The following is an 18,612-nucleotide window of genomic DNA, read 5'->3' on the forward strand; positions in this document are numbered from 1 at the left end:
CCATCAGCCACAACGGCTCGGTGTACCGCCTGCAGGCCACCAAGCTGGGCAAGCTCATCCTGACCAAATAGTTTCATCGTGGGGCGACTCCCGGGCTTGCAACAAGCTCGCAAGGGTCGTTTTTGCCAGCCAACGGGTTTGCTCCCGCGTAGCCCGGCTTTTTTTGCCGCCCCCGACCCCACCAACAAAAAAACCGGCCCACAGGCCGGTTTTTTCATGCTCCCAGAGGGTTTTGAAGCGTTTTCAGCCCCATGCGCTAGTGGAACATGCGCTTACAGCTATCACAATGATAGCAATCGCACCCCCTGCCGGGAGCCCCCGAATCAGAGGCCCAGGGCTGCAATGCCCGCGCGGGCGATCTGTGCATCTTCGGTGGACTTCACGCCGCTCACGCCCACGGCACCCAGGCACTGGCCGTCCTTCATGATCGGCACGCCGCCTTCGAGCAGGCCGTCAATGGTGGGCGCGCTCAGGAACGAGGTACGGCCGCCGTTGATCACGTCCTCGTAGACCTTGCTTTCGCGGCGGCCCAGGGCTGCCGTGCGAGCCTTGGAGGGCGCGATGTGCGACGACACCGCTGCCGCACCGTCCAGGCGCTGCAGCCACAGCAGGTGGCCGCCATCGTCCACGATGGCGATGGTGACTGCCCAATTGTTCTTGAGGGCCTCGGCTTCGGCGGCAGCGGCAACGGCCTTGACGTCGGCCAGTTCGAGTTCGTGCTTGGTTTTCATGAAAGGATCCGAAAGTGGGAGAGGAAACCGGGCCGAACAGGCCGCCCCGGCACGCAAAGAGAGCTGAGCATACCGGCATCCCCGGCGCCGTTGCCCCCAGCCAGGGTGAAAGTATCCTTACCAAAAGTAGGTGACCGGGTATGGTCATTGCAAAGCAAAAAAGCGTCAGCACCTAGAATTTGTGATGTCTGCGTCGTGCAGGCCAACAAGGAGAGACACAAGATGAATGACCAAGTCACCACCCTGGGCCACTCTGCGGGCTATGGCATCTCGCAGGAAGAGCGCCACAAGGTGCTTCGCAATACTTACTGGCTGCTGGCCCTGAGCATGATCCCCACGGTGCTGGGCGCCTGGATCGGCGTGGCCACCGGCATCACCCGCTCGCTGACGGGCGGCTTGGGCCTGATCGTGTTCCTGGGCGGCGCGTTCGGCTTCATGTTCGCCATCGAAAAGACCAAGCGCTCGGCCGCTGGCGTGCCAGTGCTGCTGGCCTTCACGTTCTTCATGGGTCTGATGCTGTCGCGCATGATCGGCATGGTGCTGGGCTTCAAGAACGGCACTGACCTCATCATGACGGCTTTTGCCGGCACAGCCGGTGTGTTCTTTGTCATGGCCAGCCTGGCCAGCGTCATCAAGCGCGACCTGTCGGGCATGGGCAAGTGGCTGATGGTGGGCGCGCTGGTGCTCATGGTAGGCGGCATCATCAACGTGTTCTTGGGCTCCAGCGTGGGCATGATGGTGATCTCGATGCTTGCTATCGGCATCTTCAGCGCCTACATGCTGTATGACCTCAAGCAAATCATGGACGGCGGCGAAACCAACTACATCAGCGCCACACTGGCCCTGTACCTGGACATCTTCAATGTGTTCCAGAGCCTGCTGGCCCTGCTGGGCATCATGGGTGGCGAGCGCGACTGAGCCCTGCAGTCCCTTGACCTCCATCAAAAGGCTCCCTCGGGAGCCTTTTTTGTGGGCAGCGCCCCAGGATCAAGCCTCAATAGCGCGGCCAGTGTGCCGATAATGCAAGTACATGTATCCACAAAGCCCCTCCACCGCATTGCGCCTGATGGTTTTGGCGGGCCTGTTGCTGCTTGCAGGCTGCGACAAGATCCCGGGCCTGGGCCCCGACCCGCGCGTAGCGCAACGCGATGCCGAGGCCAAGGCCATTGGCGGTGCCTGCCGCCACGCACTGCGGGGTCTGGAAGACTGCTACGCCCTCAATCCCAAGGCCTCCAAGGCCTCGGTGTTTGCAGGCTGGAAGGACATGGACGCCTACATGCGTGAGAACAAGATCGAGGGCACGCCCTCGGTGCTGGGCAAGGTGGAAAAGCCCGAACGCAGCGAACGCGCACCCGATACCGAAACCGAACCCCGCGACCCCGCAGCCAGCCGCAACCGGAGCTGACGTGACGCCCGGGTGGCGATGGCACGGGACGGAGGGCTGAACCCTCCGTCCACCATCTTTCTAACGGACTCTCAGACCCGCTCGAACACCGCCATGCTCTCCACATGGGCCGTGTGCGGGAACATGTTGATCATGCCCGCCGCCGTGCACCGATAGCCAGCCAGATGCACCAGCAGCCCGGCATCACGCGCCAGGGTGGCTGGGTTGCAGCTCACGTACACAATGCGCTTCGGGGGTGTCCAGCCTTCGGCCCCTGCAGGCAAGGGGCTAGCGCCCTCGGCGCCAATTCGGGCCTGTTCAATGTCCGCCAGCGCCTTGGCCAGCGCAAACGCCCCTTCGCGTGGTGGGTCCACCAGCCACTTGTCGGCAGTGCCGTCGGCCACCAGCATCTCGGGCGTCATCTCGAACAGGTTGCGCGCTACAAAATCCGTAGCTGCCAGCGCTTTGTGGTCCGGCGCCTGGGCCTGATTCAGTGCATAGTTCTCACGCGAGCGGGCCACCAGGGCCTCGCTACCCTCGATGCCCAGCACCTCGCGCGCCTGCGTGGCCAGCGGCAGCGTGAAGTTGCCCAGGCCACAGAACCAGTCGATCACGCGTTCGTGCGGTTGCACGTCCAGCAGCCGCAGCGCGCGGCTCACCAGCACGCGGTTGATGTGCGGGTTCACCTGGGTGAAGTCCGTGGGCTTGAAAGGCATGGTGATGCCGAAGTCCGGCAGTGCGTACGACAGCTGCTCGCCGCCCTCGTCCAGCAGCTTTACTGTATCCGGGCCCTTGGGCTGCAGCCACCATTGCACATGGTGCTCCGCCGCAAAGGCGCGCAGCCGGGCGATGTCATCGGTGCTCAGCGGCTCCAGGTGGCGCAGCACCAGCGCGGTCACGGTGTCGCCGCAGGCCAGTTCGATCTGTGGGCAGGTGTCGCGGGCATCCAGGCTGGCAATCAGTGCGCGCAGGGGCATCAGCATGGCATCGACATGCGGGGGCAAGATCTTGCAGGTCTGCATGTCGGCGATGTAGCGGCTCTTGCGCTCATGAAAGCCCACCAGGACCTGGCCCTTCTTGATCACGTGGCGCACCGCCAGGCGGGCACGGTAACGGTAGCCCCAGGCGGGCCCTTCGATGGGACGCAGCATGGTCTCGGCCTTGACCTTGCCCAGATGCCAGAGGTTGTCTTCCAGCACCCGCTGCTTGACGGCCACCTGCGCGCCCACGTGCAAGTGCTGCATCTTGCAGCCGCCACAGGCGCCTGCGTGCAGGCCAAAGTGGGGGCAATCCGGCCGCACGCGCTGGGACGACTCGCGGTGGATCGCTACCAGGCTGGCCTGCTCCCAGTTGTTCTTCTTGCGGTGGGTGTTGGCGGTGACCAGCTCGAACGGCAGGGCACCATCGATGAAGACCACCTTGCCATCGGACTTGCGGGCAACGCCCTGGGCATCCAGGTCCATGGACTGCACGTGCAGCCAGCCTTCGGGCAGGTCGCTTTGGGAATTCTGCTCGGTGGGTTCAAACGAGGGGGATAGTTCTTTCGGTTCGCTCATCCCCCGATTGTCTCAGGCGCGGCACGCCCACTGGCCGCACCCCTGCGAACTGTCCGTTTCAGCCCCGGTCAGCGCGCGCAGGCCGCATGCCCCCGGGCGCTGACACGGCAGTCAGTGGCAGCTTGTTGATGGTGAGTTCGCAGCCAAAGTTGTCGGGCGAAAAAACCAGCGTCGAGCCCGGGGCCACCAGGGGCAGGGTTTCGTGGATCTGCCGTGACATGTCCACCGGCGGCACCGGGGCGCGGTACACGATGTCCTTGTCAGGGCCATAGACGACGTAGCAGGATGCAGCGGCCGTCTGGCTGAACAGGGCAGCCACCAGGGCTGCGGCGGCATAGGGGAAAGCGGTCGTCATGGTGTAGCTCCTCATGCAAGCAGATCTGCCGAGAATTATGCGGGCTTCTGCCAGCACCGCCAATCCGGTGGGTGGTGTGGGGTCAGCGCAGGTACAGGTGGTTGGTGTGCTTGACCTCTTCCATCACCGCATAGGTGCGCGTCTCGCGCACGCCGGGCAGCTGCCACAGCACATTGCCCGCAAACACGCGGTAGGCGTTCATGTCGGCGGATCGCGTCTTGAGCAGGTAATCAAACCCGCCCGCCACCATGTGGCATTCCATGATCTCGGGGTGCACCTGCACGGCGGCCTTGAACTGATCGAACACGTTGGGCGTGGTGCGGTCCAGCAGCACCTCCACAAACACCAGCATGCCCGCGCCCAGCTTGAGTGGGTTGAGCCGCGCCTCATAGCCCAGGATGAAGCCATCGCGCGTGAGGCGCTGCACCCGTGCCAGCACGGCGGTGGGCGACAGGGCCACCGCCTCGGCCAGCTTGAGGTTGGCAATGCGGCCGTCTTCCTGCAGGATTGACAGGATCTTGCGGTCAATCCGGTCCAGATCGGGTTCATTTTGCATATTGATTAGTTATTTATTCGGTGTTAATGCCAATTTTCGAACATTTATTCATCACCAACCCAAGGATCATCGCCAATAACGCGCCCAACCAACACTTTCCCCCGTGTTGGGCACCGCCAAATCCCTGAAAGACACCGCCATGACGCAGCCCTCCGCCCCGTTTGCAGACTTTGCGCCCCGCACGCCGCTGAACAACCCGCTGCGCGCAGCCATCACCGCCGCCACCCGCCGCCCCGAGCCCGAAGCCCTGGCCCCGCTGCTAGCCCAGGCCCGATTGCCCGCTGATCAGGCAGCGTCGGCAGAGCAACTGGCCCTGCGCATTGCCAAGGCACTGCGCGAACGCAAGGCCAGCGCCGGGCGCGCGGGCATCGTGCAAGGGCTGCTGCAAGAGTTTTCGCTGTCGTCGCAAGAAGGCGTGGCGCTGATGTGCCTGGCCGAGGCGCTGCTGCGCATCCCCGACAAGGCCACGCGCGACGCGCTGATCCGCGACAAGATCAGCCACGGCCAGTGGGATGCCCACCTGGGCAAGAGCCCGTCGCTCTTCGTCAATGCCGCCACCTGGGGCCTGCTGATCACCGGCAAGCTGGTGGCCACACACAGCGAAGGCAGCCTGGGCAATTCGCTCAGCCGCCTGATCGGTAAAGGCGGTGAGCCGCTGATCCGCAAAGGCGTGGACATGGCGATGCGCATGATGGGCGAGCAGTTTGTGACCGGCGAAACCATTGACGAGGCCCTGCGCAACGCCCGCACGATGGAGGCCGAGGGCTTTCGCTATTCGTACGACATGCTGGGCGAGGCGGCGCTGACCAGCGAAGACGCCACGCACTACTACGCCTCGTACGAACAAGCCATCCACGCGATTGGCAAGGCCTCTGCCGGGCGCGGCATCTACGAAGGGCCGGGCATCTCCATCAAGCTCTCGGCCCTGCACCCGCGCTACAGCCGCTCACAGTTTGGCCGCGTGATGGACGAGCTGTACCCGCTGGTGTTGCGCCTCACGGCCCTGGCCAAGCAGTACGACATTGGCCTGAACATCGACGCCGAAGAAACCGACCGCCTGGAGCTGTCGCTGGACCTGCTGGAGCGCCTGTGCCACGAGCCCACGCTGGCGGGCTGGAACGGCATTGGCTTCGTCATCCAGGCCTACCAAAAGCGCTGCCCCTTCGTCATCGACTACGTGGTGGACTTGGCCCGCTGCACCCAGCGCCGCCTGATGGTGCGCCTGGTGAAAGGCGCGTACTGGGACAGCGAAATCAAGCGCGCCCAGGTCGATGGCCTCGCGGACTACCCCGTATACACCCGCAAGGTGCACACCGACATTTCGTACATCGCCTGCGCACGCAAGCTGCTGGCCGCGCCCGAGGCCGTGTACCCCCAGTTCGCCACGCACAACGCCGAGACGGTGGCCACCATCTACCAACTGGCAGGCAGCAACTACTACGCTGGGCAGTACGAGTTCCAGTGCCTGCACGGCATGGGCGAGCCGCTGTACGAGCAGGTGGTGGGTGCCATCACTGCGGGCAAGCTGGGCCGCCCGTGCCGCATCTACGCCCCCGTGGGCACGCACGAAACCCTGCTGGCCTACCTGGTGCGCCGTCTGCTGGAGAACGGGGCCAACACCTCGTTCGTGAACCGCATTGCCGACGAAACGATTGCGCTGGACGAGCTGGTGAAGAGCCCCGTGCAAGTGGTGGACCAGCAAGCTGCGGCAGAAGGCACTGCGGGCTTGCCCCACCCCCGCATTGCCACGCCCCAGGGCCTGTATGGCGTGCACCGCACCAACTCGCGCGGGCTGGACCTGTCGAACGAAAACACGCTGACCGAGCTGGCCACCACCCTGCAAGCCACTGCCACCCATGCCTGGACCTCCGCCCCCCTGCTGGGCGCCGATGCCCCCGCAGGCCCCATGCAGCCCGTGCGCAACCCCGCCGACCACCACGACGTGGTGGGCCAGGTGCAAGAAGCCACGACCCCAGACGTCGACCAGGCCCTGGCCCACGCCCAGGCCGCAGCAGCCCCTTGGGCCGCCACCCCGCCCGCCGAGCGCGCCGCCGCCCTGCTGCGCACCGCCGACCTGCTGGAGGCCCGCATGTTGCCTCTGCTGGGCCTGCTGATGCGCGAAGCGGGCAAGAGCGCCAGCAACGCCGTGGCCGAAGTGCGCGAGGCGGTGGACTTTCTGCGCTACTACGCGGCCCAGGTGCAAAGCACCTTCGACAACGCCACCCACCTCCCGCTCGGCCCAGTCGCCTGCATCAGCCCCTGGAACTTCCCGCTCGCCATCTTCATGGGCCAGGTGGCGGCAGCGCTGGCCGCAGGCAACCCCGTGCTGGCCAAGCCCGCCGAACAAACCCCGCTGATCGCCGCCGAGGCCGTGCGCCTGCTGTGGCAGGCTGGCGTGCCCCGCGCCGCCGTGCAACTGCTGCCCGGCCAGGGCGAAACCGTGGGGGCGCGTTTGATCGGCGACGCCCGCGTGATGGGCGTGATGTTCACCGGTTCCACCGAGGTGGCGCGCATCCTGCAACGCACCGTGGCAGGTCGCTTGGACGCCGCAGGCCGCCCCATCCCGCTGATTGCAGAAACCGGGGGGCAGAACGCAATGATCGTGGACTCATCCGCGCTGGTGGAACAGGTGGTGGGCGACGCCGTGTCGTCCGCCTTTGACAGCGCAGGCCAGCGCTGCTCCGCCCTGCGCGTGTTGTGCGTGCAAGAAGAAGCCGCCGACCGCGTGGTGGAGATGCTGCAAGGTGCCATGGGCGAGCTGCGTGTGGGCAACCCCGGAGCGCTGCGTGTGGACGTGGGCCCCGTCATCGATGCCGAAGCACAAGCGGGCATCATCCAGCACATCGAGAAGTTCAAGGCCCAAGGCCACCGCGTGTTCCAGCACCCGAACCACGTTTCTGCGGTCAGCGTCAGCGCACCGGGCACCTTTGTGCCACCCACGCTGATCGAGCTGAACCACATCGGCGAGCTGCAGCGCGAAGTCTTCGGCCCCGTGCTGCACCTCGTGCGCTACGCGCGCAACGACCTGGACCAGTTGCTCGACCAGATCAACGCCACCGGCTACGGCCTCACACAAGGCGTGCACACCCGCATCGACGAAACCATCGCCCGCGTGGTCAACCGCGCCCATGCTGGCAACCTGTATGTGAACCGCAACATGGTCGGCGCCGTGGTGGGCGTGCAGCCCTTTGGCGGCGAAGGTCTGTCCGGCACGGGCCCCAAGGCAGGCGGGCCGCTGTACCTGCTGCGCCTGCTTTCGCAGCGCCCGGCCGATGCGCTGGCCCGCACCTTTGCCGAAGCTGATCGCTTCAGCCCACCCGACACCGAGCGGCGCGAGCGCCTGCTGGCACCGCTGACCACGCTGGAGCAATGGGCGCAGCGACAAGGCAACGCTACGCTGGCCGCCACCTGCCAGCGCTTTGCCCAGCAAACCCAAAGCGGCACCGCCCGCACCCTGCCCGGCCCCACCGGGGAGCGCAACGTCTACACCCTGGCGCCCCGTGCCCGCGTGCTGTGTCTGGCGCAAAGCACGGACGAGCTGCTGGTGCAGACGGCCGCCGTGCTTGCCAGCGGCGGCACCGCCCTGTGGCCCACGGCCCAGGCCCACCTGCGCACGCTGCTGCCCTCGCTGGTGCAAGCGCAAGTCATGCTGCAAGACAACACGCTGAACGACGGCACGCTGGAGCTGGATGCAGTGCTGCACCACGGCAACGCCCCCTCGCTGCAGGCCGTGTGCACCGCACTCGCCCGCCGAACCGGGCCCATCGTGGGCGTGACTGCGCTCCAGCCCGGCGCGACGGACATCCCGCTGGAACGCCTGGTCATCGAACGCGCGTTGAGCGTGAACACGGCGGCGGCAGGGGGAAACGCGAGCCTGATGACCATCGGATGAGCGCACGGCACTTGGTTGTCATCCGTCAGGGAGAAATTTGAGTCAAATTGGCCGCTAGCGCATATTTCTCATGCGCTAGCAGCTATTGATTCAATAGCAATCAAGATGCCGATGCCAGCGGCAGATTGAGCAACAGGTTCTGCGGCTTGATGCGCACCACCCCCTCGGCGTTGGTCGCCAACCCCAGATACACCGGCTTGCCCGCCACATCGGGGCGCATCTCGGCCGGGTTGGCAAAGGTAAGCTTGAACAGGCTCACCAGCCGCGCCATGCGCTCGACCTCTACCGACCGGTCCTGGTACAGGTCATTGAGGATGGCGGTGGACTCCACGTCCAGCCCCACATGCCAGCGCCATGCGCTGTCGGTGACCTGGTGCACGGGCTCAATCAACACCTGCACGCCCAGCAGGTGGGCGACCCAGCGCTCCAGCACCCGCGCCAGCGCCTTCAGGCCGGATCGGGCGCGGGTCATCTTGAAGGTCAGGCCATGGCTCAGGTCCTGCGTCAGCTCATGGGTCAGGTCGAGCAGAAAGTGGTGGCGGTCGCTCTCCTGCCAATATTGCGCCGCATTGTCGGCCGACAGCACCTTGACCTGCGCCGTGGGCTGCAGTGCACCGCTTTGCAACAGCAAGCGTCCCACCTCGCCCAGGCCCGCTGTTTCGTTGAGCGTGTCCAGCGTGGCCCGGTCGCCTGCCAGCATTTGCCCGTCTTGCAAGGTGATGCGCTGCGAGCGAAACAGCATCTCGGCGGCGCGGGCTTCGAAGGCGTCGTTGCAGTCGTCCAGCAGGTTGCGCAGCAGCGCCTGCACCACGGCGTCAATGAACACGGCGGGCACGTTCACCACCCCACTGCGCATGAGCTGCAGGTAATACGCCTCCAACGTGCCGGCGGCCAGCAGGTCATCGCGAAAACGCAGGAACACGGTGTAGTTTTCGCGGGCGTCGTCGTCCTGGATCTGGGCCAGCTCCTCCGGGGCCACACGGCGCGCAGGCGATGCCTTCAACGCCTCGTGCAACGCAACCTCAGCCGCGCACGACTCAAGCACCAGCGCCAGTTCCGGGCGGCTCAGCAGGTGCCGAACATACGCATCCGTGGCGCTCAGCCACCCGCGCTCGTTGCGCGCCAGGTGCGTCAGCCCGCTGTTGGGCCAGAAATCAGGAACAAAGGTAGGCATGGAGATTTACGAGCCACTTCAAAAGACGAACAGGACAAAGATAGGGAATCACGAATCGGGGAGGCGGCAGAGGGAACAAGCTCGTTTTCAAGCCGCGGCAAAAATCAATCCGAATAGGATTCGATCTTATCGAGCAAGGTTCGGCACTAGGGAAATCCACGCTCGAGTCCCCCCGTCGCCTGCATCTGCAGACCCTGGCTGTGCGCTCAGAAAGCCAATGCACAGATAGCCATAGCGGGCGCATTGGCTCACGCCCCGCACCCCACATTCCAAGCCGCAGCGCTCATTGGGATGCATACACGCTTAACCCACGGCTCCATCGGTAGGAAATGCCCGGGATTCCTGCTGCTTTCGCGGTGATTGAACGCTGGGGATTGAAGGATGATCAACCAAGCTCGCTATTTCCACAGCCTGCGCAAGCGACCAACCGACGATGGAGTCCCACATGCTCGATATTTCTCAAGCCGCCAATCTCCTGACCTCCATGGGGGTGTCCAGCGCCCTGGCAACTCGCGCTGCGGAGCGCACAGCTCAAAACCACTCCGACGCGGACCCGCTCACCTTCCTCAAGGAGCTGAGAGCCACTTTGGAGGAGCTGTCTGCAGAAACTCAGTCCGCCGCAGCTGGCACGGCGGCAGGCGCCACCTCCTCTGACAAAACGGCTTACACGTCCACCACGAACCTCTATGCCAAGAGTACGACCCCATCGGCAGCCACGAGCTCCACGACGACAGCCGAAAAAGCAGTAGCCACCGTCCCTTTCAAGAACCTGGAAGAGTTCAAGCAATGGGAAAAAGGGCTGGGCGCCACTTTTGCGGCAGACTACGAACCACCAGACTACATCAGGATGCACGCGATGGTCCTCAGCGGCGGTGACGATACAGTCGTCGGGCGCTACATGTTCTTCAAGAACCACCCAGAGTTCGCTGCTGACTACGAGTCCATTCGAAGCGGCAATCTGTCCAAATATCCAACGGATGGATCGACGTTGGTAAGAAGCGACCTTTCCAAGATGTCCGAGGAGACAGCGGCCTACTACCGGAAGAACCCCAGCGCCCTGTTGGCCGCCGAGGGTTTCAACATGGACCCTACACTGACAAAAATGCGCATGAATGGGGAGATCAATCCGCCCACAGGAACCAACGTGTCTGAATGGCTCACGAGCAACAAATGGACCAAGGAGGGCATCGTGGCCGAGAACAATCGGGTCGCCTATGCCAATGCCGACTACATCGGCCTGGACGGCAAAGGCGCGGGAACCTACAAGCGGAGCCGACTCGATACGGCCACCGGCAACATCATTAACTACGACGGACGGATCTATGACCGGCTGACGGGCGAAGTGAAAGCCTGAGGCACCACTGGCGGTCTGCGCCTGTTGCTAGTCCGAAGGACCGCAACATAGACTGCGCTTGCGGAGGAGCGTGAGACTGCTTCACCAAAGGGCATGACCAGCAAACGAGGCGTACGAGGCAATATAGGGAGCGAGTTACCGCGCCCTATGGCTCATCACTCCCACTCAATCGTCGCTGGCGGCTTGCTGCTCACATCGTACGTCACACGGTTGATGCCGCGCACTTCGTTGATGATGCGGCCTGACACCTTCTTGAGCAGCGCGTAAGGCAACTCTGCCCAGTCGGCGGTCATGAAGTCGCTGGTCTGCACGGCGCGCAGGGCCACAACGTAGTCATACGTGCGGCCGTCACCCATCACGCCCACGCTTTTGACGGGCAGGAACACGGTGAAAGCCTGGCTGGTGAGGTCGTACCAGGTCTTGCCGGTCGCTTCGTCGCGGAAGTTGCGCAGCTCTTCGATGAAGATGGCATCGGCGCGGCGCAGCAGGTCAGCATATTCCTTCTTGACCTCGCCCAGGATACGCACGCCCAGGCCGGGGCCGGGGAAGGGGTGGCGGTAGACCATTTCGGGCGGCAGGCCCAGGGCCACGCCGAGTTCTCGCACTTCGTCCTTGAACAGGTCGCGCAAGGGCTCCAGGAGCTTGAGGCCCAGCTGCTCTGGCAGGCCGCCCACGTTGTGGTGGCTCTTGATGGTGACGGCCTTCTTGCTCTTGGCGCCGCCGGATTCGATGACGTCAGGATAGATCGTGCCCTGGGCAAGGAAGGTGGCCCCCTTGGCACCATTGCCTGCCGCCTTGAGCTTGGCAGCCTCGGCCTTGAACACATCCACGAACAAGCCACCAATGATCTTGCGTTTTTGCTCAGGGTCGCTCACGCCAGCCAGCTTGCCGAGGAACAAGTCGCTCGCATCCACGCGGATGACCTTGGCGTGCAGCTTGCCGACGAACATGTCCATGACCATGTCGCCTTCATTGAGGCGCAGCAGGCCGTGATCCACAAACACGCACGTAAGCTGGTCGCCAATGGCGCGGTGGATCAGTGCTGCTGCCACGGACGAATCCACACCGCCTGAGAGACCCAGGATCACTTCTTCATCACCCACCTGCTGGCGGATCTGCTCCACAGCCTCGGCGATATGGTCGCGCATCACCCAGTCAGGGCGGGTAGCGCAGATGCCCAGCACGAAACGGTCCAGCAGCGCCCTACCCTGCACGGTGTGCGTGACTTCGGGGTGGAACTGCACGGCGTAGAAGCGACGGTCTTCGTCGGCCATGCCGGCGATGGGGCAGCTGTCGGTGCTGGCCATGAGCTTGAAGCCCGGGGGCATCTCGGTGACCTTGTCGCCGTGGCTCATCCACACGTTGAGCATGCCGTGGCCTTCGGGGGTGGTGAAGTCGGCGATGTCTTTGAGCAGCGCGGTATGGCCACGTGCACGCACAGCCGCAAAGCCGAACTCGCGCTTGTGGCCGGTTTCCACCTTGCCACCCAGCTGCTGCGCCATGGTCTGCATGCCGTAGCAGATGCCCAAGACGGGCAAACCCAGATCGAACACCGCTTGCGGCGCGCGGTCGGTGGTGTCTTCGGTCACGCTGGCGTGGCTGCCCGACAGGATGATGCCCTTGAGCGAACCGTCCTTGGCATAGTCGCGCACCCATTCGTCAGTCACATCGCAAGGGTGCACTTCGCAGTACACATTGGCCTCGCGCACGCGGCGGGCGATGAGCTGGGTGACTTGCGAGCCGAAATCGAGGATGAGGATTTTCTGGTGTTGCATGGTGGTGGTCCGTCAGAGGCGTGAGAGATCGAGAAGTGGGACACCGCTGCGCCGTGCGGCAGCGGCCTGTTTGGGATCAAAGGTGGCCAGGGGCAAGCGCAGCGAGCGGGCGAGCCACAGATAGGCCGCATCAAAGGTGGGCAGGCCGGTCTCCAGTGCCACGTCGAGTACGGCTTTGTGCTGGGCAGGCGCCAGTTCGTGCAGCTCCACCCGATGGCGGATGGCTTCGAGCACGCCCCACAGGCCTTCGACGGATGTGGCGGGGATGCGCCCGCTGTTCACGCCACTGGCCAGGATGTTGTGGCACTCCCAGTGCCAGAGGTTGGGCGCCTGAGGCTCCACCTCGTCGCGGCGAATCAGGGTGTACAGGCGGCGGGTGTGTTCGCTGGTCGCGTCAGGCAGCAGCCAGGCGGCGGTGACCGATGCATCGAGCACGAAGGCGGTCATGCTTTACTCCGCCCAGTGTGGCGCAGGCTTTCCACCGTCGATGACCCTGCGGGTTGAATGCCGGCATGCAGCGCGTCCATCTGGTCCAGCTCGCGCGCAATCTGCTCGTCGGAAATCACTGGGCGGCGGCGCACGGGAAGCATGCGCACCACCTCTTTGCCATGGCGGGTAATGCGCACTTCCTCGCCCTGCTCGACCAGTTCGATCAAGGCAGAGAACCTGCTTTTCGCTTCATAGATGCCGACGGACTGCATAAAATAAAAAAGTCTGGCCTGAATGGTGAATTCAGACCAGACTATATCAGTCTGACCAGATTTTTTCAATCAGACCAGATCAGCTTACAACGATCAGTCAGCGCGGTAGTTCGGCGCTTCCTTGGTGATCTGCACATCGTGCACGTGGCTTTCGCGGATACCGGCGGTGGTGATCTCGACGAACTCGGCCTTGTTGTTCATCTCTTCGATCGTGGCGCAACCGCAGTAGCCCATGGAGGCACGCACGCCGCCAGCCATCTGGTAGACGATGCTGACCATGGAGCCCTTGTAGGGCACGCGGCCTTCGATGCCTTCGGGCACGAGTTTGTCCGCGTTAGGGTTGCCGGTGCTCGATTCCTGGAAGTAGCGGTCGGCACTGCCCTGCTGCATGGCGCCAATGGAGCCCATGCCGCGGTAGCTCTTGTAGCTGCGGCCCTGGAACAGGATGACTTCGCCGGGCGCTTCTTCAGTGCCCGCAAACATACCGCCCATCATCACCGTGCCAGCGCCAGCGGCCAGGGCCTTGGCGATGTCGCCGCTGTAGCGAATACCGCCGTCCGCGATCAGCGGCACGCCCGTGCCCTTGAGGGCCGTGGCCACGTTGTCGATGGCCATGATCTGGGGCACACCCACCCCCGCCACGATGCGGGTGGTGCAGATGGAACCTGGGCCGATACCGACCTTGACAGCATCTGCACCGGCCTCAACCAGTGCCAGGGCTGCAGCGCCGGTCGCGATGTTGCCGCCGATCACGTCGATCTGCGGGTAGTTCTGCTTGACCCAGCGCACGCGGTCGATCACGCCCTTGCTGTGGCCGTGGGCCGTGTCCACCACGATGGCATCCACACCGGCCTTGACCAGCGCTTCAACGCGTTCTTCGGTGCCTTCACCCACACCCACCGCCGCGCCTACGCGCAGGCGGCCTGCGGCATCGCGGGCAGCGTTGGGGAAGCTGGTCTGCTTGGTGATGTCCTTCACCGTGATCAGGCCCTTGAGCTCAAAGGCGTCGTTCACGACCAGGATGCGTTCGAGCTTGTGCTTGTTGAGCAGCGCTTTGGCTTCGGCCGGCGTGGTGCCCTCTTTTTCATTGACCGTGATGAGCTTCTCGCGCGGGGTCATGATCTGGTGGACCTTGACGTCGTAACGGGTCTCGAAGCGCAGGTCGCGGCCGGTAACGATACCCACCACCTTGCCGCCGTCGCACACGGGAAAGCCAGAGATGCCCAGTTGTTCGGACAGCTGGAGCACCTGCAGCACGGTGTGCTCGGGGGTGATGACCACGGGATCACGCAGCACGCCCGACTCGTAGCGCTTGACCTTGGCCACATGAGCAGCCTGCTCTTGCGCCGTGAGGTTCTTGTGCACGATGCCGATGCCGCCCTCCTGGGCAATGGCTATGGCCAGACGAGCCTCTGTCACGGTGTCCATGGCGGCGGACACGAGCGGCAAGTTCAGCTGGATATTGCGGGAGAGTTTCGTCGCGAGGGACGTGTCCTTGGGCAGGACCTGGGAGTACGCTGGCACCAGCAACACATCGTCGAAGGTGAGCGCTTTTCCAAGAAGGCGCATGAGAAAGCTCCAAAAGACGGATTGTACCCGCGCCGCATGTGGTGAAAACGCGCCCGCCCGTCTTCAACGCACTGGCGGGGGCTGAGTCACATGGATAAACTTGTCCGCATGAAAATGCACAAGCTTCTCCTGCTGGCCGTGGCCTGCACCTGGGCCATGGGCGCGGCGGCGCAATGGCAGTGGACAGACAAAGACGGGCGCAAAGTCTTCAGTGACCGTCCGCCGCCACCCGATATCCCCGAAAAAAGCATCCTGAAACAGCCTGGGGGCAACCGCCCGGCACGCACTGCGGCCCCGGCCGCACCATCAGCCTCCGATGCAGCCCCGGGCCCGGGCGCAACCCCAGCGGTAGCCGCTGCACCCAAGGCCGCAGCCAGCGCCGCAGGTACCGGTAAGGACAAGGAACTGGAAGAGAAGAAAGCCCAGGCTGAGGCCGCAGAGGCTGCCAAGAAAAAGGCCGAGGACGAAAAGATCGCCAAGGCCAAAGCCGAAAACTGCACCCGCGCACGCGCAGCCAAAGCGGCGTTCGATGCAGGTAAGCCCATCACACAAGCCAATGCACAGGGCGAAAAAATCTTCCTGGACGGCCCGGCCCGCGCGGCCGAAGCCAAGCGCATCGACGAGATTGTTGCGGCCGACTGCGTACGCTGAGCTGCATGCTGCTCCGCTAACGCGCGGATCAGCACAGCGGCATCAGTAGCCGGACTTGCCCCCTGGTCGGCGGCGCGCAAAGAGCCCTGTAGTGCGCGCGCCTTGTCGGGCGAAGCGCTCCCGGCGCGCCACCTTGGGGTCTACTTTCAACGGACGGTAGATTTCTACGCGATCCAGGGGCTGCAACACCACATCCAGTTTGGCAGCACGGCCCCAGATACCGACTGGCGGTGCAGCACCCGCCTCCGACGCACACAGCGCAGCCATCCCACAGCTGGCGTGCAGGGCATCCGCCACGGTAGCGCCCACAGGCAGATCCAGCACCCATTCGCGCACCTCGCGCGGAGCCAGACAGACGACGACGGTGATAGCGATGGTCGCCGACGCACCTCCACCCACCTCAGCCATAGACCTGTTCCGCTCGCTTGACGAAGGCATCGACCATGCTCCCTGCGATGCGGTCAAACACCGGCCCCACCAGCGTGGCCAGCGCGGCACTGTCAAACCCATAGTTCAGCATCAACTCCACCTTGCACGCACGCTGCGTGCCGTCTCCTACGGGATGAAAGTGCCAATCTCCATCCAGCCGCGAAAACGGCCCTTTCACCAGATGCATCTGCACACGCCTGCCCACCTCGTGCGTATTGCGCGTGACAAAGGTCTGGCGAATGCCGCTGAACGCGATGCCCACCTCTGCGGTCATGCCCTCACGGGTCTGCTCCAGCACAGCGGCGCGGTCGCACCAGGGCAGGAACTGCGGGTAGTGCTCCACCCCGGTGACCAGGGCAAACATCTCTTCGGGGCTGTACCAAATAAGGACGGACTTGTGGACGGTTTTCATGCAGGCAGCTGGCGCGGGGCTTTCGAAGGGGAAAGGCGGGCCGGGGAAACTAGAATCACGGGTCTCTGAACGGCCACAATTGTATGTAGGGAGACCTTTTATCTCCCGCAGGGCGCCGCATCTGATCTACATGGCCAAAAAACCCGATCCCACCTCCCGCATTGCCGACAACAAGAAAGCGGCCTACAACTACTTCTTCGAGGAGCGCCACGAGGCGGGCATGGTGCTGCACGGCTGGGAGGTCAAGGCGCTGCGCGAGGGCAAGGTGCAGCTGACCGATGGCTACGTGCTGATCCGCGATGGCGAGCTGTATCTGCTCGGCTGCCTGATCATGCCACTCAAGACAGCGTCCACCCATGTCAACCCCGAATCGGCGCGCACCAAGAAGCTGCTGCTCAAGAAGGACGACATCAAGCGCCTGATTGGCAAGGTCGAGCAAAAGGGTTACACGCTGGTACCCATCAACCTGCACTGGAAGAACGGCTTCGTGAAGTGCGAGATCGCCCTGGCCAAAGGCAAGGCCGAGCACGACAAGCGCGACACCATCAAGGACCGCGAAGGCAAGCGCGAGGTGGAGCGCGCTATGAAGAGTCGCAGCCGCTGATTCCGGCGCGCGATGCAGTCTGTGTGTACCCTGCCCCCGGCGCTTAAGATTTTTTTGCGGCACCGTGGAATAAATCGCTACGCCCATGTGTTTGTCCGGGTGCAAGGCAGCATTCGCCTCCGCCTGCACCACCCTCTGGAGAAACCCATGAAGAAACTGATCTCGATGGCCGCCTTCGTCGCAGCCGCTGCACTGGCTGGCTGCGCCACCATGGACGACTCGCCCGTGAAGACCATGGACGGCGTACTGGTCGGCGCAGGCGGCATGACGCTCTATACGTTTGACCGCGATGCCGCGGGCAGTGGCAAGTCGATATGCAACGGCCCCTGCGCCACCAACTGGCCACCGCTGATGGCCAGTAAGGCCCCTGGCGGCGACTACAGCGTCATTACCCGTGACGATGGCAAGACCCAGCTGGCCTACAAGGGCAAGCCGCTGTACTACTGGATCAAGGACACCAAGCCCGGTGACAAGACCGGCGACGGCGTGAACCAGGTCTGGCGCACCGCACGGCCCTGAGAACCCTTCAACGCCGCACAGGCCCCGCACGGCATGAATCGCTCCCAGGTCATCGAACAGCTGCCGGGCCTGCGCCGTTACGCGCGGGTGCTGACGGGCGATGCCTGGGCGGCTGATGACCTGGTGCAGGACACCTTGGAGCGGGCCTGCAGCAAGTGGCTGCTGTGGCGCACGGGCAGCGACTTGCGCGCGTGGTTGTTCACTCTGATGCATAACCAACACCTCAACCAGCGCCGCGCGTTGCCAGCGGTGCCCCCCCTGGACATCGACGAGATTCAAGACCAGCTGCCAGGAGCACGCGCACCCTCGGATGACGCGCTGGACCTGGAGCGCTGCCTGCAGCGCCTGCCCGCCGACCAGCGGGCCGTGCTGCTGCTGGTGGCGATGGAGGACATGAGCTACGAAGACACTGCACGCATCCTGAGCATTCCGGTGGGTACCGTCATGTCACGCCTGTCGCGGGCCCGCATGCGCCTGCGAGTGCTGATGGACCGGGAGCTCACATCAGGCACCGCACCGGCTGTACTGGCCGCCCAGGCGGGCGCAGTCGCAGGCACGACGCCTGCACTGCGCCGTCTCAAATAGCCACCCTGACCCGATCCTCCACCATGGACCCGACATACCCAGCCCCCCCAGCACGCGCAGAAGAGAGCAGCGCCTGGCATGCCCTTGTGGACGGCCAGTTGTCGCCCGCTCAGGCACAGGCGTTGCGCGAGCAACTGCGGGACGATGAGGAGGCTCAGGCCACACTGGCCCACTGGCAGGCGCAGCGGCAGCGGCTGCACGACCTGCACCAGGACCTTCTCCACGGCCCCGTTCCCGATGCCTTGCTGGCCGCAGCATTGCGCGCCACAGACCGCCGGGAGCAACAGGCGCAGTGGTGGCGTTGGGGTGGCATGGCTGCATCGGTCCTGCTGGCTTTTGTGCTGGGTTGGACGGGCCGCAGCCAG

Annotated in this window: 20 protein-coding genes and 1 pseudogene; 10 read left to right on the forward strand and 11 right to left on the reverse strand. The window is 64.1% G+C overall.

All coding sequences use genetic code 11. The annotated features are described in order from the left end of the window. A partial coding sequence (gene hemP / locus ISS20_RS16105; RefSeq protein ID WP_291438037.1) for a hemin uptake protein HemP occupies window positions 1–71 on the forward strand: 71 nt, incomplete at its 5' end. A gap of 252 nt (window positions 72–323) precedes the next feature. Here hemP and ISS20_RS16110 read toward each other — a convergent pair. Beyond that, complete coding sequence (locus ISS20_RS16110) at window positions 324–731, reverse strand: heme-binding protein (protein ID WP_015014564.1); 408 nt, start codon at window positions 729–731, stop codon at window positions 324–326. Between the two features lie 222 nt (window positions 732–953). Between ISS20_RS16110 and ISS20_RS16115 the strand changes: the two genes are divergently transcribed. Together ISS20_RS16115 and ISS20_RS16120 are read left to right on the forward strand one after the other, a co-directional pair. Then, window positions 954–1,649, forward strand: coding sequence for a Bax inhibitor-1/YccA family protein (locus ISS20_RS16115; protein ID WP_291438023.1), 696 nt, complete (start codon window positions 954–956; stop codon window positions 1,647–1,649). A 112-nt stretch (window positions 1,650–1,761) separates the two neighbouring features. Next, window positions 1,762–2,136 (forward strand): hypothetical protein, encoded by a 375-nt coding sequence (locus ISS20_RS16120; protein ID WP_291438024.1) that lies wholly within the window; start codon window positions 1,762–1,764, stop codon window positions 2,134–2,136. A gap of 71 nt (window positions 2,137–2,207) precedes the next feature. Here ISS20_RS16120 and rlmD read toward each other — a convergent pair whose 3' ends face one another. From rlmD to ISS20_RS16135, 3 genes are all read right to left on the reverse strand, one after another. Then, a complete protein-coding gene (rlmD, locus tag ISS20_RS16125; RefSeq protein ID WP_291438025.1) occupies window positions 2,208–3,671 on the reverse strand; it encodes a 23S rRNA (uracil(1939)-C(5))-methyltransferase RlmD in 1,464 nt (487 codons plus the stop codon). 58 nt (window positions 3,672–3,729) lie between these two features. Further along, entirely contained in the window at window positions 3,730–4,026 is a 297-nt protein-coding gene (locus ISS20_RS16130) for a hypothetical protein (protein ID WP_099730513.1), read from the reverse strand. Between the two features lie 82 nt (window positions 4,027–4,108). After that, on the reverse strand, window positions 4,109–4,582 hold the full coding sequence (locus ISS20_RS16135) for an Lrp/AsnC ligand binding domain-containing protein (RefSeq protein WP_291438026.1): 474 nt from the start codon (window positions 4,580–4,582) through the stop codon (window positions 4,109–4,111). Window positions 4,583–4,721: 139 nt separating this feature from the next. Here ISS20_RS16135 and putA point away from each other — a divergent pair, with 139 nt between their 5' ends. Beyond that, window positions 4,722–8,474, forward strand: a complete 3,753-nt coding sequence (gene putA, locus ISS20_RS16140; RefSeq protein WP_291438027.1) for a trifunctional transcriptional regulator/proline dehydrogenase/L-glutamate gamma-semialdehyde dehydrogenase — start codon at window positions 4,722–4,724, stop codon at window positions 8,472–8,474. Window positions 8,475–8,574: 100 nt separating this feature from the next. On the opposite strand, the gene ISS20_RS16145 is transcribed toward putA, so the two are convergent. Further along, window positions 8,575–9,648 carry a DUF6352 family protein gene (locus tag ISS20_RS16145; protein ID WP_291438028.1) on the reverse strand — a complete coding sequence of 358 codons (1,074 nt, stop codon included), beginning with the start codon at window positions 9,646–9,648 and terminating at the stop codon, window positions 8,575–8,577. Window positions 9,649–10,093: 445 nt separating this feature from the next. Here ISS20_RS16145 and ISS20_RS16150 point away from each other — a divergent pair, with 445 nt between their 5' ends. Then, a complete protein-coding gene (locus ISS20_RS16150) occupies window positions 10,094–11,002 on the forward strand; it encodes a hypothetical protein (protein WP_291438029.1) in 909 nt (302 codons plus the stop codon). A 155-nt stretch (window positions 11,003–11,157) separates the two neighbouring features. Here the strand turns inward: ISS20_RS16150 and guaA are convergent, their stop codons facing one another. The 4 genes from guaA to guaB form a co-directional block, all read right to left on the reverse strand. Further along, on the reverse strand, window positions 11,158–12,777 hold the full coding sequence (gene guaA, locus ISS20_RS16155) for a glutamine-hydrolyzing GMP synthase (protein ID WP_291438030.1): 1,620 nt from the start codon (window positions 12,775–12,777) through the stop codon (window positions 11,158–11,160). Window positions 12,778–12,789: 12 nt separating this feature from the next. After that, window positions 12,790–13,224, reverse strand: coding sequence for a type II toxin-antitoxin system VapC family toxin (locus ISS20_RS16160; RefSeq protein WP_291438031.1), 435 nt, complete (start codon window positions 13,222–13,224; stop codon window positions 12,790–12,792). Beyond that, complete coding sequence (locus ISS20_RS16165) at window positions 13,221–13,478, reverse strand: type II toxin-antitoxin system prevent-host-death family antitoxin (RefSeq protein ID WP_291438038.1); 258 nt, start codon at window positions 13,476–13,478, stop codon at window positions 13,221–13,223. The genes ISS20_RS16160 and ISS20_RS16165 overlap by 4 nt, the downstream gene beginning before the upstream one ends. A 93-nt stretch (window positions 13,479–13,571) precedes the next feature. Next, on the reverse strand, window positions 13,572–15,047 hold the full coding sequence (gene guaB / locus ISS20_RS16170; protein ID WP_055398151.1) for an IMP dehydrogenase: 1,476 nt from the start codon (window positions 15,045–15,047) through the stop codon (window positions 13,572–13,574). 108 nt (window positions 15,048–15,155) lie between these two features. Here guaB and ISS20_RS16175 point away from each other — a divergent pair, with 108 nt between their 5' ends. Further along, on the forward strand, window positions 15,156–15,698 hold the full coding sequence (locus ISS20_RS16175) for a DUF4124 domain-containing protein (RefSeq protein ID WP_291438032.1): 543 nt from the start codon (window positions 15,156–15,158) through the stop codon (window positions 15,696–15,698). A 42-nt stretch (window positions 15,699–15,740) separates the two neighbouring features. On the opposite strand, the gene ISS20_RS16180 is transcribed toward ISS20_RS16175, so the two are convergent. Both ISS20_RS16180 and ISS20_RS16185 read right to left on the reverse strand, forming a co-directional pair. Further along, the gene (locus ISS20_RS16180; RefSeq protein WP_291438033.1) at window positions 15,741–16,106 is read right to left on the reverse strand and encodes an RnfH family protein; all 366 of its coding nucleotides are present in this window, start codon (window positions 16,104–16,106) and stop codon (window positions 15,741–15,743) included. After that, window positions 16,099–16,539, reverse strand: coding sequence for a type II toxin-antitoxin system RatA family toxin (locus ISS20_RS16185; RefSeq protein WP_291438034.1), 441 nt, complete (start codon window positions 16,537–16,539; stop codon window positions 16,099–16,101). The genes ISS20_RS16180 and ISS20_RS16185 overlap by 8 nt, the downstream gene beginning before the upstream one ends. A gap of 130 nt (window positions 16,540–16,669) precedes the next feature. On the opposite strand from ISS20_RS16185, the gene smpB reads away from it, so the two are divergent. The 4 genes and pseudogenes from smpB to ISS20_RS16205 form a co-directional block, all read left to right on the forward strand. Further along, entirely contained in the window at window positions 16,670–17,143 is a 474-nt protein-coding gene (gene smpB, locus ISS20_RS16190) for an SsrA-binding protein SmpB (protein WP_056063871.1), read from the forward strand. Between the two features lie 147 nt (window positions 17,144–17,290). Then, window positions 17,291–17,662: a hypothetical protein gene (locus tag ISS20_RS16195; protein WP_291438035.1), complete on the forward strand. Its 372-nt coding sequence runs from the start codon at window positions 17,291–17,293 to the stop codon at window positions 17,660–17,662. Between the two features lie 33 nt (window positions 17,663–17,695). Continuing rightward, a complete protein-coding gene (locus tag ISS20_RS16200) occupies window positions 17,696–18,247 on the forward strand; it encodes a sigma-70 family RNA polymerase sigma factor (protein WP_291438036.1) in 552 nt (183 codons plus the stop codon). 23 nt (window positions 18,248–18,270) lie between these two features. Next, window positions 18,271–18,612, forward strand: a pseudogene (locus tag ISS20_RS16205) (anti-sigma factor); the annotation flags it as partial.

Source organism: Acidovorax sp. (genome assembly GCF_016783915.1).
GTDB lineage: Bacteria > Pseudomonadota > Gammaproteobacteria > Burkholderiales > Burkholderiaceae_C > Acidovorax.

What these genes read in the sequence shown, in the direction of transcription:
- smpB (WP_056063871.1), top strand. Translation starts at nt 16,670, where the DNA reads ATGGCCAAAAAACCCGATCCCACCTCCCGCATTGCCGACAACAAGAAA.
- ISS20_RS16195 (WP_291438035.1), top strand. Translation starts at nt 17,291, where the DNA reads ATGAAGAAACTGATCTCGATGGCCGCCTTCGTCGCAGCCGCTGCACTG.
- ISS20_RS16160 (WP_291438031.1), bottom strand. Translation starts at nt 13,224, where the DNA reads ATGACCGCCTTCGTGCTCGATGCATCGGTCACCGCCGCCTGGCTGCTG.
- ISS20_RS16145 (WP_291438028.1), bottom strand. Translation starts at nt 9,648, where the DNA reads ATGCCTACCTTTGTTCCTGATTTCTGGCCCAACAGCGGGCTGACGCAC.
- ISS20_RS16185 (WP_291438034.1), bottom strand. Translation starts at nt 16,539, where the DNA reads ATGAAAACCGTCCACAAGTCCGTCCTTATTTGGTACAGCCCCGAAGAG.
- rlmD (WP_291438025.1), bottom strand. Translation starts at nt 3,671, where the DNA reads ATGAGCGAACCGAAAGAACTATCCCCCTCGTTTGAACCCACCGAGCAG.
- ISS20_RS16150 (WP_291438029.1), top strand. Translation starts at nt 10,094, where the DNA reads ATGCTCGATATTTCTCAAGCCGCCAATCTCCTGACCTCCATGGGGGTG.
- putA (WP_291438027.1), top strand. Translation starts at nt 4,722, where the DNA reads ATGACGCAGCCCTCCGCCCCGTTTGCAGACTTTGCGCCCCGCACGCCG.
- guaA (WP_291438030.1), bottom strand. Translation starts at nt 12,777, where the DNA reads ATGCAACACCAGAAAATCCTCATCCTCGATTTCGGCTCGCAAGTCACC.
- guaB (WP_055398151.1), bottom strand. Translation starts at nt 15,047, where the DNA reads ATGCGCCTTCTTGGAAAAGCGCTCACCTTCGACGATGTGTTGCTGGTG.
- ISS20_RS16165 (WP_291438038.1), bottom strand. Translation starts at nt 13,478, where the DNA reads ATGCAGTCCGTCGGCATCTATGAAGCGAAAAGCAGGTTCTCTGCCTTG.
- ISS20_RS16110 (WP_015014564.1), bottom strand. Translation starts at nt 731, where the DNA reads ATGAAAACCAAGCACGAACTCGAACTGGCCGACGTCAAGGCCGTTGCC.
- ISS20_RS16130 (WP_099730513.1), bottom strand. Translation starts at nt 4,026, where the DNA reads ATGACGACCGCTTTCCCCTATGCCGCCGCAGCCCTGGTGGCTGCCCTG.
- ISS20_RS16135 (WP_291438026.1), bottom strand. Translation starts at nt 4,582, where the DNA reads ATGCAAAATGAACCCGATCTGGACCGGATTGACCGCAAGATCCTGTCA.
- ISS20_RS16200 (WP_291438036.1), top strand. Translation starts at nt 17,696, where the DNA reads ATGAATCGCTCCCAGGTCATCGAACAGCTGCCGGGCCTGCGCCGTTAC.
- ISS20_RS16180 (WP_291438033.1), bottom strand. Translation starts at nt 16,106, where the DNA reads ATGGCTGAGGTGGGTGGAGGTGCGTCGGCGACCATCGCTATCACCGTC.
- ISS20_RS16175 (WP_291438032.1), top strand. Translation starts at nt 15,156, where the DNA reads ATGAAAATGCACAAGCTTCTCCTGCTGGCCGTGGCCTGCACCTGGGCC.
- ISS20_RS16120 (WP_291438024.1), top strand. Translation starts at nt 1,762, where the DNA reads ATGTATCCACAAAGCCCCTCCACCGCATTGCGCCTGATGGTTTTGGCG.
- ISS20_RS16115 (WP_291438023.1), top strand. Translation starts at nt 954, where the DNA reads ATGAATGACCAAGTCACCACCCTGGGCCACTCTGCGGGCTATGGCATC.